The 13,488-nt window shown below is 72.2% G+C and carries 7 protein-coding genes and 2 pseudogenes; 7 read left to right on the top strand and 2 right to left on the bottom strand.

The features are described from left to right. Nucleotides 1-53: 53 nt before the first annotated feature. Nucleotides 54-839: an enoyl-CoA hydratase/isomerase family protein gene (locus L615_RS07995; RefSeq protein ID WP_028655799.1), complete on the bottom strand. Its 786-nt coding sequence runs from the start codon at nt 837-839 to the stop codon at nt 54-56. Between the two features lie 126 nt (nt 840-965). Here L615_RS07995 and glgX point away from each other — a divergent pair, with 126 nt between their 5' ends. Continuing rightward, nucleotides 966-3,074, top strand: a complete 2,109-nt coding sequence (gene glgX / locus L615_RS07990) for a glycogen debranching protein GlgX (RefSeq protein ID WP_145724729.1) — start codon at nt 966-968, stop codon at nt 3,072-3,074. A 28-nt stretch (nt 3,075-3,102) separates the two neighbouring features. Here the strand turns inward: glgX and glgP are convergent, their stop codons facing one another. Next, nucleotides 3,103-5,685, bottom strand: a complete 2,583-nt coding sequence (glgP, locus tag L615_RS07985; protein ID WP_145724728.1) for an alpha-glucan family phosphorylase — start codon at nt 5,683-5,685, stop codon at nt 3,103-3,105. Nucleotides 5,686-5,860: 175 nt separating this feature from the next. Between glgP and glp the strand changes: the two genes are divergently transcribed. The 6 genes and pseudogenes from glp to L615_RS07960 all read left to right on the top strand — a co-directional run. Further along, entirely contained in the window at nt 5,861-7,096 is a 1,236-nt protein-coding gene (glp, locus tag L615_RS07980) for a gephyrin-like molybdotransferase Glp (protein ID WP_028655802.1), read from the top strand. Nucleotides 7,097-7,118: 22 nt separating this feature from the next. After that, nucleotides 7,119-7,673 (top strand): annotated as a pseudogene (locus L615_RS24575) (maltotransferase domain-containing protein); the annotation flags it as partial. A gap of 275 nt (nt 7,674-7,948) precedes the next feature. Then, complete coding sequence (locus tag L615_RS24570) at nt 7,949-9,142, top strand: hypothetical protein (protein WP_315897778.1); 1,194 nt, start codon at nt 7,949-7,951, stop codon at nt 9,140-9,142. After that, complete coding sequence (gene treS, locus L615_RS07970) at nt 9,139-10,845, top strand: maltose alpha-D-glucosyltransferase (protein WP_261376599.1); 1,707 nt, start codon at nt 9,139-9,141, stop codon at nt 10,843-10,845. The genes L615_RS24570 and treS overlap by 4 nt, the downstream gene beginning before the upstream one ends. Then, on the top strand, nt 10,842-12,209 hold the full coding sequence (locus L615_RS07965; protein WP_145724726.1) for a maltokinase N-terminal cap-like domain-containing protein: 1,368 nt from the start codon (nt 10,842-10,844) through the stop codon (nt 12,207-12,209). Before treS ends, L615_RS07965 begins: the two co-directional genes overlap by 4 nt. A 641-nt stretch (nt 12,210-12,850) precedes the next feature. Next, nucleotides 12,851-13,488: pseudogene (locus tag L615_RS07960) on the top strand (hypothetical protein); the annotation flags it as partial.

Here is a 13,488-nt window from a genome sequence, read left to right as displayed (position 1 = left end):
GTCCCCTGTCCCTTCTGTCCCTCGCTCGGCGCTGTCGTCCCCGGACATGCCGGTCACCGACCTTCGAAGGTGGCCTTGCCCGGGCCGTTCTCGACGAACGACGCCATCCCGGTCCGGCTGTCCTGCGTGGCGAAGACGGCGGAGAAGTGCTGCCGCTCGATCTGCAGGCCGGTCTCGATGTCGACCTCGAGGCCGCGGTCGACGGACTCCTTGATCGCGCGCAGGGCGTAGGGCGCGGCGGTGGCGAACTTGGCGGCCCAGGCCCGCGCCTCGTCGTACACGTCGGCGGCGGGCAGGACCCGGTCGACCAGGCCGATCGACAGCGCCTCCTCCGCCTTGACGAAGCGGCCGGTGAACAGCAAGTCCTTGGCGGTGCTGGGGCCGACCAGGCGCGGCAGGCGCTGGGTGCCTCCGGCGCCGGGGATGATGCCCAGCAGGATCTCGGGCTGGCCGAGCACGGCGTTGTCGGCGGCGTAGCGGACGTCGGCCGCCATCGCCAGCTCGCAGCCGCCGCCCAGCGCGTAGCCGTTGACGGCCGCGATGACGGGCTTGGGGATGCGGGCGATCGAGTTGACCGCGTTCTGGAGCTTCTCGACCCGGTCGACCATGTCCGTGTAGGACATGCCGGCCATCTCCTTGACGTCGTTGCCGGCGGCGAACACCTTCTCCCCACCCCAGAGCACGACCGCACGGATGTCGGCACGGTCGGTGCACTCGGCCGCAGCGAGCGAGAGCTCGTCCTGGACCTGGAGGCTGATGGCGTTCATGGTCTTCGGTCGGTCGAGCCGGATCGTCGCGACGCCGTCGGCGACCTCGAGGCGAACGAATTCGCTGGTCATCTGCTCCCTCTCGGTGGGTCTCGGGGTTGGGCCCCCGTCCCGCATTCTGCCGCTACCCGCTCGCGCGGGTGACATGAACCCTCCAGTTCGGCGGGTCCTCCCCGGCGGCGCGGCACAATGGGCCGGGTGACTCCCACCCTGTGGCGAACGCTCGGAGAGCAGGCGGCGGTGTGGCCGGGACGCAACTGGCCCCTCGGCGCGACCTGGTCCCCGGAGTCCACCAACTTCGCCGTCCACGCGCCGAACGCATCGGCCGTGTGGCTGTGCGTCGGGCTGCCGGGCCCGGGCGGGGCTGAGCGGCGCTACCCGCTCACCGAGCAGTCCCTCGGCATCTGGCACGGCGCGCTCCCCTCGATCGAGCCCGGGACCCGCTACGGCTACCGGGTGGAGGGTCCGTACGCCCCCGAGGAGGGGATGCGCTTCGACCCGAGCCTGCTGCTCCTCGATCCCTACGGCCTGGCCGTGTCCGGCGGGCCCGGCTCGGCGTGGAGCGTCGTGGTCGACCCGACCTTCGACTGGCAGGGCGACACCCCGATCCGCCGCCGCTGGCTCGACACGGTCGTCTACGAGCTGCACGTCAAGGGGTTCACGAAGCTGCACGACCGGATCCCCGAGGAGCTGCGCGGCACGTACGCCGGGCTCGGGCACCCCGTCGTCACCGACTACCTCAGCGACCTCGGTGTGACCGCGGTCGAGCTGCTCCCGGTGCACCAGTTCTTCCCCGAGCCGGCCCTGGTCGAGCGCGGCACCGTGAACTACTGGGGCTACAACTCGATCGGCTACTTCGCGCCGCACGCGGCCTACTCCTCGAGCGGCGACATGGGCCAGCAGGTGACCGAGTTCAAGGAGATGGTCCGCAGCCTGCACGCCGCCGGCATCGAGGTGATCCTCGACGTGGTCTACAACCACACCGCCGAGGCGGGGCCGGACGGGCCGACGTACTCCTTCCGCGGGCTCGACGACCGCGGCTTCTACCGCCGGGTCCCGCCGGCCCCCGACGGCGACGGCGCCTTCGACGACACCTACTGGGACGTCACCGGCTGCGGCAACACGGTGAACGCCGAGGACCCGCTCGCGCTGCGGCTGATCCTCGACTCGCTGCGCTACTGGGTCACCGAGATGCACGTCGACGGCTTCCGCTTCGACCTGATGTCGGCGCTCACCCGCACCGCCGGCCCGGACGGCATCCCCGTCGACATGGCCTGCAAGCTGCTGACCGCGATCGGCCAGGACCCGGTGCTGCGGCACGTGAAGCTGATCGCGGAGCCGTGGGACGTGTCGATGGACGGCTACCTCGTCGGCCGGATGCCACCGCCGTGGGTGGAGTGGAACGACCAGTACCGCGACACGATCCGCGACTTCTGGCGCGGACAGTCCCACGGCACGCAGCAGGTGGCGACCCGGCTCGCGGGCTCCTCGGACCTGTATGCCGACGACGGGCGCTCGGCCTACAACTCGGTCAACTTCGTCACCGCGCACGACGGGTTCACCGTGCGCGACCTGGTGTCCTACGACCACAAGCACAACGAGGCCAACGGCGAGGACAACCGCGACGGCACCGACAACAACCGGTCGTGGAACCACGGCGTGGAGGGCGAGACCAACGACCCGGAGGTCGTGGCCCTGCGCCGGCGGCAGGCCGCGAACCTGATGGCGACGCTGTGCCTGTCCAACGGGGTTCCGATGCTGACGGCCGGTGACGAGCGCGGGCGCACCCAGCGCGGCAACAACAACCCCTACTGCCAGGACAACGAGATCTCGTGGGTCGATTGGCGCGCCGACGACGCCTGGCTCGACGTGTACGAGGTGACCCGGGCAGCCCTGCGCCTGCGCCGCGAGCACCGCACCCTGCGCCAGCGGCACTGGTTCGAGGGGCGCCCGACCATCGTCGGCGGCCCCAAGGACCTCGCCTGGCTGCACCCGACCGGTCGCGAGATGACTGCCGACGACTGGCACGACGCCGGCCTCGCGACGGTCGGGATGTTCGTCTCCGGCCGCCCGCTGCGCCAGCCCGGCCCGCGCGGCGAGCAGCTGATCGACGCGTCCTTCCTGCTGTGGTTCCACGCCGGCGCGGAGCCGGTCGAGGTCTACCTGCCGGACAACGACTGGGTGCACGCCGGGGACGTCGTGCTGTCCACCGCCCCCGGCCTCCCCGTCGGGCGCCGGGTCGAGGTCGGCGGCCGGCTCGCCATCGGCCCCCGCAGCGTGGTCGTGATGCGGGAGGCCGACGCCTGAGCGACCGGGTCCTGGACGGCTGCGGCGCTCAGGCCAGCGCGACGACGCCCAGCTCGGCGGGCGCGACGAGCAAGGGGTGCCGCGGGACGACGCGGACGGTGTAGCCGAAGGGGCCGGGCCGGCCGAGCTCGATCTCGGCGTCGAAGCGGTGCCGCCCGCCGTCGTACGACTCGACGCGGGTGAGCGGGGTCGTCGTGGACTCGACGAACGCGTCCTCGGCGTCGACCCGGCCGTGCACCAGCTGGACCTCGACGTCGTCGGGACCGAGCTCGCCGAGGGCGACGTAGGAGTGCACGGTCATCCGGGAGCCGACCTCGGTGACGTCGCCGACGCCGACGGCCTCGACGTGCTCGACCCGCACGCCGGGCCAGGCGCCGCGCACGCGGGCCTTCCACCCGGCCAGCTGGCGGGCGCCGTCCTCGGTCGCGGCGAGGGTGCGTGCGTTGGCGGCGGCCGGCGCGTAGAGCTGGGCGATGTAGTCGCGCACCATCCGGGTGGCGAGCACCTTCGGGCCGAGGTTGGCCCAGGTGTGGCGCAGCATCTCGACCCAGCGGCCGGGGACACCCTCGTGGTCGAGGTCGTAGAAGCGCGGCGCGACCTCGTTCTCGATGAGGTCGTAGAGCGCGGCCGCCTCGAGGTCGTCGCGCTTGTCGGAGTAGTCGTCGAGGCCGTCGGCGGACGGGATGGGCCAGCCGAACTCGGGCTCGTACCACTCGTCCCACCAGCCGTCGAGGATCGACAGGTTGAGCCCGCCGTTGAGGGCGGCCTTCATGCCGGAGGTGCCGCAGGCCTCGTAGGGGCGCAGCGGGTTGTTCAGCCACACGTCGCAGCCCGGGTAGAGCGGCTGCGCGAGGGAGATGTCGTAGTTCGGCAGGAACACGATCCGGTGCCGCACGTCCTCGGCGTCGGCGAAGCGCACCAGCTCCTGGATCAGCCGCTTGCCGCCGTCGTCGGCGGGGTGGGCCTTGCCGGCGACGACCAGCTGGACGGGTCGCTCGGGGTGCAGCAGCAGCGACTTGAGGCGCTCGGGGTCGCGCAGCATCAGCGTGAGCCGCTTGTACGACGGCACGCGGCGGGCGAACCCGATCGTGAGGACGTCGGGGTCGAGGGCGTCGTCGATCCAGGCGAGCTCGGCCGGGGCGGCACCCCGCTCCTCCCAGGAGCGACGCAGGCGGCGCCGGGCGTCGGCGACGAGGCGCTCGCGCAGCAGGCGCTTGGTGCGCCACACGTCCGGGCCGGGGACCTTGGTGAAGGCCGCCCAGAACGCCTCGGTGTCGTCGCCCTCCCAGTCGGCACCCTGCGCGCTGGCGAGCCCGGCGACCTCGGGGGCGACCCAGGTCGGGGCGTGCACGCCGTTGGTGATCGAGGAGATCGGGACCTCGGCCTCGTCGAAGGCCGGCCACAGGCCGTTGAACATGCCGCGGCTGACGTGGCCGTGCAGCTGGGAGACGCCGTTGGCGCGCTGCGCGAGCCGGAAGCCCATCACCGCCATGTTGAACACGCCCGGGTCGCCGCCCTCGTAGTCCTCGGCGCCGAGCGCGAGCACCTGGTCGACCGGCACGCCCGGCGTCGCGCCCTGCTCGCCGAGGTACTGCTCGACGAGGGTGCGCGGGAAGCGGTCGATGCCGGCCGGGACCGGGGTGTGGGTCGTGAAGACGGTCGAGGTGCGGCCGACCTCGAGGGCGGTCGCGAAGTCGAGGTCGCCCTGGGCGGTGAGCTCACGGATCCGCTCGATGCCGAGGAAGCCGGCGTGGCCCTCGTTGGTGTGGAAGACCTCGGGCTCGGGGGCGCCGGTGATCCGCGACCACGCGCGCAGCGCGCGCACGCCGCCGACGCCGAGGAGCAGCTCCTGCCGCAGCCGGTGCTCGGTGTTGCCGCCGTAGAGCCGGTCGGTGACGAGCCGGTGCTGCCCGGGGTTGTCCTCGAAGTCGGTGTCGAGGAGCAGCAGCGGGACGCGGCCCACCGCGGCCACCCAGATCCGGGCGAGCAGGTCGGGCGCGCCGGGCATCCGGATCGAGATCACGGCCGGGGCGCCGTCCTCCTCGCGCAACAGCGACAGCGGCAGTCCGTCGGGGTCGAGGACCGGGTAGCTCTCCAGCTGCCACGCCTCGTGCGAGAGCGCCTGGCGGAAGTAGCCGTGCTTGTAGAGCAGGCCGACGCCGGTGATCGGCGCGCCGAGGTCGCTGGCCGCCTTGAGGTGGTCGCCGGCGAGGATGCCGAGGCCGCCGGAGTACTGCGGCAGCACGGCGGTGATGCCGAACTCCGGGGAGAAGTAGGCGATCGAGGCCGGCCAGGTGTCCTCCGGCGCGGCGGCGCCGGCCCGCTGGTACCACCGCTCCCCCGTGAGGTACGACGCCAGGTCGGCGCGCACCTCGGCGACCCGCGCCACGTAGGACGCGTCGGCGGCCAGCTCGCGCCAGCGCTCCGCCGGGGCCTCGCCCAGCAGGCGCAGCGGGTCACGGACCTCCTGCCACAGCTCGGGGTCGATCTCCTCGAACAACGCCTGGGTCGGCGGGTGCCACGACCACCGCAGGTTGGCCGCGAGCTCGCCGAGCGCGGCGAGCTCCTCGGGCAGGACCGGGCGGACCGTGAAGCGTCGGATGGCACGCATGGGTCGACGGTAACCCACCTCGACTTGAACGATCCAATGATCGCCAGCGGCGCGGGTGGCGCAGGAAAAGCACGAGACGGGCGAGGCAGCCCCCATGACCCGCCTCGCCCGTCTGTTGCCATCTCCAACCGTCGAGGGGCGCGGGGGTTACGCACCTTCCCTAGGCTGGCTCCCGATGAGCACCGCAGCCCTCCGCTCCGTGACCGACCACCAGGACCACGTCGCCGCCCTGCTCGCCCGCCCCGGCGGGCCCGGGGACTGGCCGACCGAGCGGGTCCCGCTCGCCGACGCCGGCGGGCGCGTGCTCGCCGAGCCGGTCCGCGCCGGCGAGCCGCTACCTGCCTTCGACAACTCCGGGATGGACGGCTACGCCGTGCGTGCGGCCGAGGTCGCCGGCGCGACCCCGGAGTCACCGGTGCGCCTGCCGGTCGCCGGCGACGTGCCGGCCGGCGCCCCCGTCGGCGAGCTCGCCCCGGGCACGACGGTGCGGATCATGACCGGCGCACCGGTCCCCCGCGGCGCCGACGCGGTGGTCGAGGTCGAGGTGACCGACGGCGGAACGGAGACCGTGGCGATCACCGCCGAGCGCGCGGCCGGGACCTTCGTGCGCCGGGCCGGCAGCGACGTCGCGGTCGGCGACGAGGTGCTCGCCGCGGGCGCGCTGCTGGGGGCCGCCCAGGTCGGGGTGCTCGCCGCGCTCGGCGTCCGCGACGTCGTCGTACGACGCCGGCCGCGGGTGCTGGTCGTGTCGACCGGGTCGGAGCTGGCCGAGGAGCCGGTCCCCGGCTCCGGGCAGATCCGCGACGCCAACGGCGCCCTGCTCGCCACGGCGGTCGAGGACGCCGGCGGGGTCGCCGTGCGCAAGCTGTGGGTCGAGGACGACGTGCCGACCTTCCTCGCGCTGCTCGACGGCGAGCTCGCGTCGGGCGAGGTCGACCTCGTGCTGACCTCGGGCGGCGTCAGCGCCGGCGCCTACGAGGTGGTCAAGGACGGGCTCGGGCCGCGCGGCGTGGAGTTCGTCAAGGTCGCGATGCAGCCCGGCATGCCGCAAGGCTCGGGCGTCGTCTCCGGCGTGCCGGTCGTCTGCCTGCCCGGCAACCCGGTGAGCGCGCTCACCTCCTTCGAGGTGTTCGTCCGGCCCGCGCTGCGCGCCGCCTTCGGGCACCCCGTCCCCCACCGCCCGGTGGTGCGGGCGCGGCTCACCGAGCCGCTGACCCCGCTGCCTGCCAAGCGGCAGTGGCGGCGGGCGCGGCTCGACCGCGTCGAGGGCACCGTCACCCCGTGGGGGCCGCCGGGCTCGGCCTTTCTCGGGTGGTTCGCAGGAGCGGACGCACTGATCGACGTGAAGCCGGGTACCACCGCGCTCGCTGCGGGCGACACGGTCGACGTGTGGGACGTGGCCAACCCGTAGGACACACCGTTAGGTTCGAGACATGGTCGGACGAATCCCCGTCATCGACGTGAAGCCGGTCCTCGCGACCGGCCCGACCGAGGGAGCCCTCCCCGTGAAGGCGGTGGTGGGAGAGCCCTTCCCGGTGAGCGCCACCGTCTTCCGCGAGGGCCACGACCGGCTCGGCGCCGAGGTCGTCCTCGTGGACCCGGAGGGCAACCGGCGACCACCGGTCCGGATGCGGCCGCTCACCCCCACCGACCGGCACACCGTGGACCGGCACGAGGCGTGGGTCGTCGCCGACGGTGAGGGCCCGTGGTCCTTCGAGGTGCACGCGTGGTCCGACCCGGTCGCCACCTGGCAGCACGCCGCCGGCATCAAGGTCCGCGCCGGCATCGACGTGGAGCTGATGTTCGCCGAGGGCGCCCTGCTGCTCGAGCGGGTGCTGAAGGACCCCACCCTCAAGGACGGGCTGAAGAAGGACAAGGACGCCCAGCGCGAGCTGAAGGCCGCGGTCAAGGCGGCCCGCGACGCCGGACGACCCGCCGAGGCGAGGCTGGCCCAGCTCGAGTCCCCGGAGCTGCGGGCCGTGCTGGCGTCGTACCCGCTGCGCGACCTGCTGACCGTCGAGGGCCCGTTCCCGGTGTTCGTCGACCGCCCGCGGGCGCTCTTCGGCAGCTGGTACGAGTTCTTCCCGCGCTCCGAGGGCGGCTTCGCCGGGTCCGCGAAGCGGCTGCCCGCGATCGCGGCGATGGGCTTCGACGTGGTCTACCTGCCGCCGATCCACCCGATCGGCGAGGTGAACCGCAAGGGACCGAACAACACCGTCGCTCCCGAGGGCGAGCCGATCCCCGAGGACTGGGACGGGTCGCCGTGGGCGATCGGCAGCACGGCGGGCACGACGCCATCCACCCCGACCTCGGCACGATCGACGACTTCGACGCGTTCGTCGCCGAGGCCCGCTCGCTCGACCTGGAGGTCGCGCTCGACCTCGCGCTGCAGGCGGCGCCGGACCACCCGTGGGTCGAGGCGCACCCCGAGTGGTTCACCACCCGGGCGGACGGGTCGATCGCCTACGCCGAGAACCCGCCGAAGAAGTACCAGGACATCTACCCGGTCAACTTCGACGCCCACCCCTACGACCACCCCGACAGCCTCGCCACCGAGGTGCTGCGGGTCGTGCGCCACTGGATGGACCACGGGGTGCGGATCTTCCGCGTCGACAACCCGCACACCAAGCCGGTCGCGTTCTGGCAGTGGCTGCTCGCGAAGGTGCGCGAGACCGATCCCGACGTGCTCTTCCTCGCCGAGGCGTTCACGAAGCCGCCGATGATGCAGACCCTCGGCGCGGTCGGCTTCCACCAGTCCTACACCTACTTCACCTGGCGCACCGCCAAGGTGGACGTCGAGGACTACCTCGAGGAGGTCAGCCAGGAGTCGGCGCACCGGATGCGGCCGAACTTCTTCGTCAACACCCCCGACATCCTCCACGAGTTCCTGCAGTACGGCGGCCCGGCGGCCTTCCGCATCCGGGCCGTGCTGGCGGCGACCTCCTCCCCCACGTGGGGCGTCTACTCGGGCTACGAGCTCGGCGAGCACGTGGCGGTGCGCCCGGGCAGCGAGGAGTACCTCGACTCGGAGAAGTACCAGGTGCGCCCGCGGGACTGGGCCGCGGCGACGGCCCCCGGCACCGTCGGGGCCGACCTGACGTCGTACATCACCCGGCTGAACGCGATCCGCCGCGAGCACCCGGCGCTGCAGCAGCTGCGCAACCTCACGGTGCACGCGACCGACTCCGACCACGTCCTGTGCTTCAGCAAGACCGCCACCCCGGGCGGGGTCGACGGCCCCGACGACCGCGTCGTCGTCGTGATCAACCTCGACCCGCACCAGCCGCAGGAGACGATGGTGCACCTCGACCTCGCGGCGCTCGGCCTGGCGCCCGGGTCGTCGTACGCCGTGCACGACGAGCTCTCCGGGGAGACGTGGACGTGGAGCGAGCACAACTACGTCCGGCTCGAACCCGCGCAGCCCGCCCACATCCTCACCGTGAAGGAGCGCCCGTGAGCTCGTCCCCCCAGACCGTGCTCAACGACGAGCCGGAGTGGTTCCGCACGGCCGTCTTCTACGAGGTCCTCGTCCGGTCCTTCCGCGACTCCAACGCCGACGGCACCGGTGACTTCCGCGGGCTGACCGAGAAGCTCGACTACCTCCAGTGGCTCGGCGTCGACTGCCTGTGGGTGCCGCCGTTCTTCACGTCGCCGCTGCGTGACGGCGGCTACGACGTCGCCGACTACACGGACATCCTGCCGGAGTGCGGCAGCGTCGAGGACTTCCACGCGTTCCTCGACGCCGCGCACGAGCGCGGGATCCGGGTCATCATCGACTTCGTCATGAACCACACGAGTGACGCGCACCCGTGGTTCCAGGCCTCGCGCACCGACCCGGACGGTCCGTACGGCGACTTCTACGTCTGGTCCGACACCGACGAGCTCTACCAGGACGCGCGGATCATCTTCGTCGACACCGAGCCGTCGAACTGGACCTACGACCCGGTGCGCGGCCAGTACTACTGGCACCGCTTCTTCCACCACCAGCCGGACCTCAACTTCGACAACCCGAAGGTCCACGAGGCGATGCTCGACGCGATGGCGTTCTGGCTCGACATGGGCCTCGACGGCTTCCGCCTCGATGCGGTGCCCTACCTCTACGAGCGACCGGGTACGAACGGGGAGAACCTGCCGGAGACGCACGAGTTCCTCAAGAAGGTCCGCCGGTTCGTCGACGACAACTACCCCGGCCGGGTGCTGCTGTGCGAGGCGAACCAGTGGCCGACCGACGTGGTCGAGTACTTCGGGGACCCGGAGGTCGGCGGCGACGAGTGCCACATGGCCTTCCACTTCCCGGTGATGCCGCGCATCTTCATGGCGGTGCGGCGCGAGTCGCGCTTCCCGATCTCGGAGATCATGGAGCAGACGCCACCGATCCCCTCGGGCTGCCAGTGGGGCATCTTCCTGCGCAACCACGACGAGCTGACCCTGGAGATGGTCACCGACGAGGACCGCGACTACATGTGGGGCGAGTACGCCAAGGACCCCCGCATGAAGGCCAACATCGGCATCCGCCGGCGGCTCGCACCGCTGCTCGACAACGACACCAACCAGATCGAGCTGTTCACCGCGCTGCTGCTGTCGCTGCCCGGCTCCCCCGTCCTCTACTACGGCGACGAGATCGGGATGGGCGACAACATCTGGCTCGGTGACCGCGACGGCGTGCGCACCCCGATGCAGTGGACGCCGGACCGCAACGCCGGCTTCTCGGCCGCGACGCCGGGCAAGCTGCACCTGCCGGTCATCCAGGACCCGGTCTACGGCTACCAGAGCGTCAACGTCGAGGCGCAGCTCGAGAACCCCTCGTCGCTGCTGCACTGGACCCGGCGGATGATCCACATCCGCCGCCAGCACGACGCCTTCGGGCTCGGCGAGTTCGAGGACCTCGGCGGCTCCAACCCGACCGTGCTGTCCTACGTCCGGGTGCTGCACCGCGAGGACGGCGACGAGGTCATCCTCTGCGTCAACAACCTCTCCCGATTCCCGCAGCCGGTCGAGCTCGACCTGCGGCGGTTCGAGGGGCGCGTGCCCGTCGAGCTGATCGGCGGGGTCCCCTTCCCCGCGATCGGGGAGCTGCCGTATCTCCTGACCCTCAGCGGGCACGGCTTCTACTGGTTCCGACTCACGGACCCCGAGGCGACAGGGAGGCCGGTGCTGTGATCGACGATCAGCTCGCCGCGTTCATCGGCSGGAGCCGCTGGTTCGGCGGCAAGGGCCGCGAGTTCACGCTCAGCCGCACCCATCGGGCCGGCACCGTCGGCACCTCCCCCGAGGTGGTGGTGCTGCTGGCCGAGGTCTCCTACGACGACGGCGACACCGAGCTCTACCAGGTGCCGCTGGCGGTGTACGACGAGCCGCAGGACCGGCTCGAGCACGCGCTCGTCGGCCGGCTCGACGACGGCCGCCCCGGCTACGACGCGGTGCAGGACCGCGACGCGATGGCGTCGTACCTGCGGGCGTTCCTGGACTCTCCGGAGGGTGACGCGGCCGGTGGGCCCGACGTGGCCGACGGGCTGCGCTTCGTGCGCGTGCCCGGGCACGACCTCGACCCCGGCGCGACGGCGAGCCCGTTCAGCGGCGAGCAGTCGAACTCGTCGGTGTTCTTCGGCGAGGACGCGGTGCTCAAGCTGTTCCGCAGGCTGACGCCCGGCGAGAACCCCGACGTCACCACGCACCGCGCGCTGACCGAGGCCGGGTCGACCCACGTGGCGGCGCTCTACGGGTGGATCGAGAGCGACGGGCACCAGCTCGGCATGCTGCAGCAGTTCCTGCGCACCGCCAGCGACGGCTGGGGCCAGGCGCTCGCGAGCGTGCGCGACCTCTTCGCCGAGGCCGACCTGCACGCCGAGGAGGTCGGCGGCGACTTCGCCTCCGAGGCGGCCCGGCTGGGCGAGGCGCTCGCCGAGGTGCACCGGCAGCTGCGCGACGCCTTCCCGACCTCGACCATGTCCGCCTCGGTGCTCGCCGAGGTGATGACCCAGCGCCTCGACGGGGCGATCGGGGTGGTGCCGCAGCTCGCCGAGCACGCCGACGGCGCCCGCGCCGTCTTCGCCGCCGTCGCCGGGCTCGGCGAGGTGCAAGTGCAGCGCGTGCACGGCGACCTCCACCTGGGCCAGACCCTGCGCACCGTCGCCGGCTGGAAGTTCGTCGACTTCGAGGGCGAGCCCGCCAAGCCGCTCGCCGAGCGCCTGCTGCCCGACTCCCCCTGGCGCGACGTCGCCGGCATGACCCGCTCCTTCGACTACGCCCCGCACGCCGTCGCCGCCTCGATGCCCGAGGAGGACCCGGACGTGCAGCACCAGCGAGCGGTCCGCGCCGCCGAGTGGGCCAAGCGCAACCGCCGGGCGTTCCTCGGGGCGTACTGCGGCGAGGGCGGCCTCGGGCCCGCCGACCGGACCCTGCTCACGGCGTACGTCGTCGACAAGGCGGTCTACGAGTGCCTCTACGAGGCCCGCAACCGCCCGAACTGGCTGTCCATCCCGCTGGCCGGCGTCGCCCGGCTCGTCGGCGACGCCGGCAGGTGATCAGCGGGGACACGGGGGCGCTTCAGTCGCCGCAGCCTCTGCAGGCTGCGGTTGCGTGGCCGGCACAGTGGGGCAAGGCAGCGACGACACCGCTGGGTAGGTGGTCGGGTTCGCCGGTCCGCCTGCGGTTGGGTAGGCGGAGCGCGGGTCGGTCCCGGACAGGCTGCGGTTGCGTAGCCGGTACAGCTCCGAAAGGCAGCGAACGAGGGGGGACGGCGGGAGGTCGGGTCCGGCGGTCGACCTGCGGTCCCGTAGCGCTCGTGGGCTGGTCTTGCTCGGCGCCCGACTCCCGGTGGTTGAGGTGCGACGAGCGCTAGCGAGGAGCCTCGCGGTGCTGATGGCGCGAGCGCGTCGCCAGTCGAGGTCTGCGCGCAGGCCTCGCAGGCTCGGCCCGCACTTGCCCTCGACGCGCCTTCGGCGCGGGCGCCGCGCTGCCGCGCACGCGGTTGCCTGCGTAGGTTCAGCCCTCGTCTGGCGGCAAGCCCTTCTCCCGGTGGTTGAGGTGCGACGAGCGCTAGCGAGGAGCCTCGAAACCACCGGGCCCTGACGGCGGGCTGTGGACAGAGAATCTCCCGAATCTCCAGTCCACAGGCGGGTTTCCGCCCGATCAAAGTGTCGGTGCTCTCTGGAAGAATCCAGTTATGGAGCTCGGAACCAGCACCCCGTCGACACCATCGTCGACACCCTCGACAGCATCACTGCTGTCGAGGATCGCCGACGAGTCCGAGGCCCGGGCCCACCTCGAGGTCAGCGAGTGGCGCAACATCGTCGCCTGGGCAGACGCCAACACCATCGACAACCCCGACCAGGACGGCCAGGCGGCGACGATGCGAGACGGGTTCCTCGACACCGGCATCCCCATCGCCGGCCCCGGCGCACCCCTGGTGTCGGAGTTCGCGTTGATGGAGCTCATCGCCGTGCTGGGCCGCACACCCGACGGTGGTCGCCTCTACGTCGGGAAGATCCTCGAGTGCGCCTGGCGGTTGCCCGAGCTCTACACCGCGGTCCTCGACAACAASCTCGCCCCCTGGCGGGCGCTGCGGATCGCCGAGCTCACCCACCCCCTCACCCAACGGGCAGCAGCCTGGGTGGACCACCAGCTCGCGATCGCCGTGGAGTCGGTGACCTGGGCACAGATCGACCGCCTCGTCACCGAAGCCATCGCSCGSTTCGACCCGGAACGAGCCGAAGCCGAACGGCGCAAGCGGGCCGACCAGCGTCGGTTCACCATCACGGGTGCCGACAACGGCCTGGTCTACGTCGACGCGTTGATGGACGC

The sequence above is a fragment of the Nocardioides sp. J9 genome, from assembly GCF_007829375.1.
GTDB lineage: Bacteria > Actinomycetota > Actinomycetes > Propionibacteriales > Nocardioidaceae > Nocardioides.
This window is presented reverse-complemented; position numbering and strand designations above follow the sequence as displayed.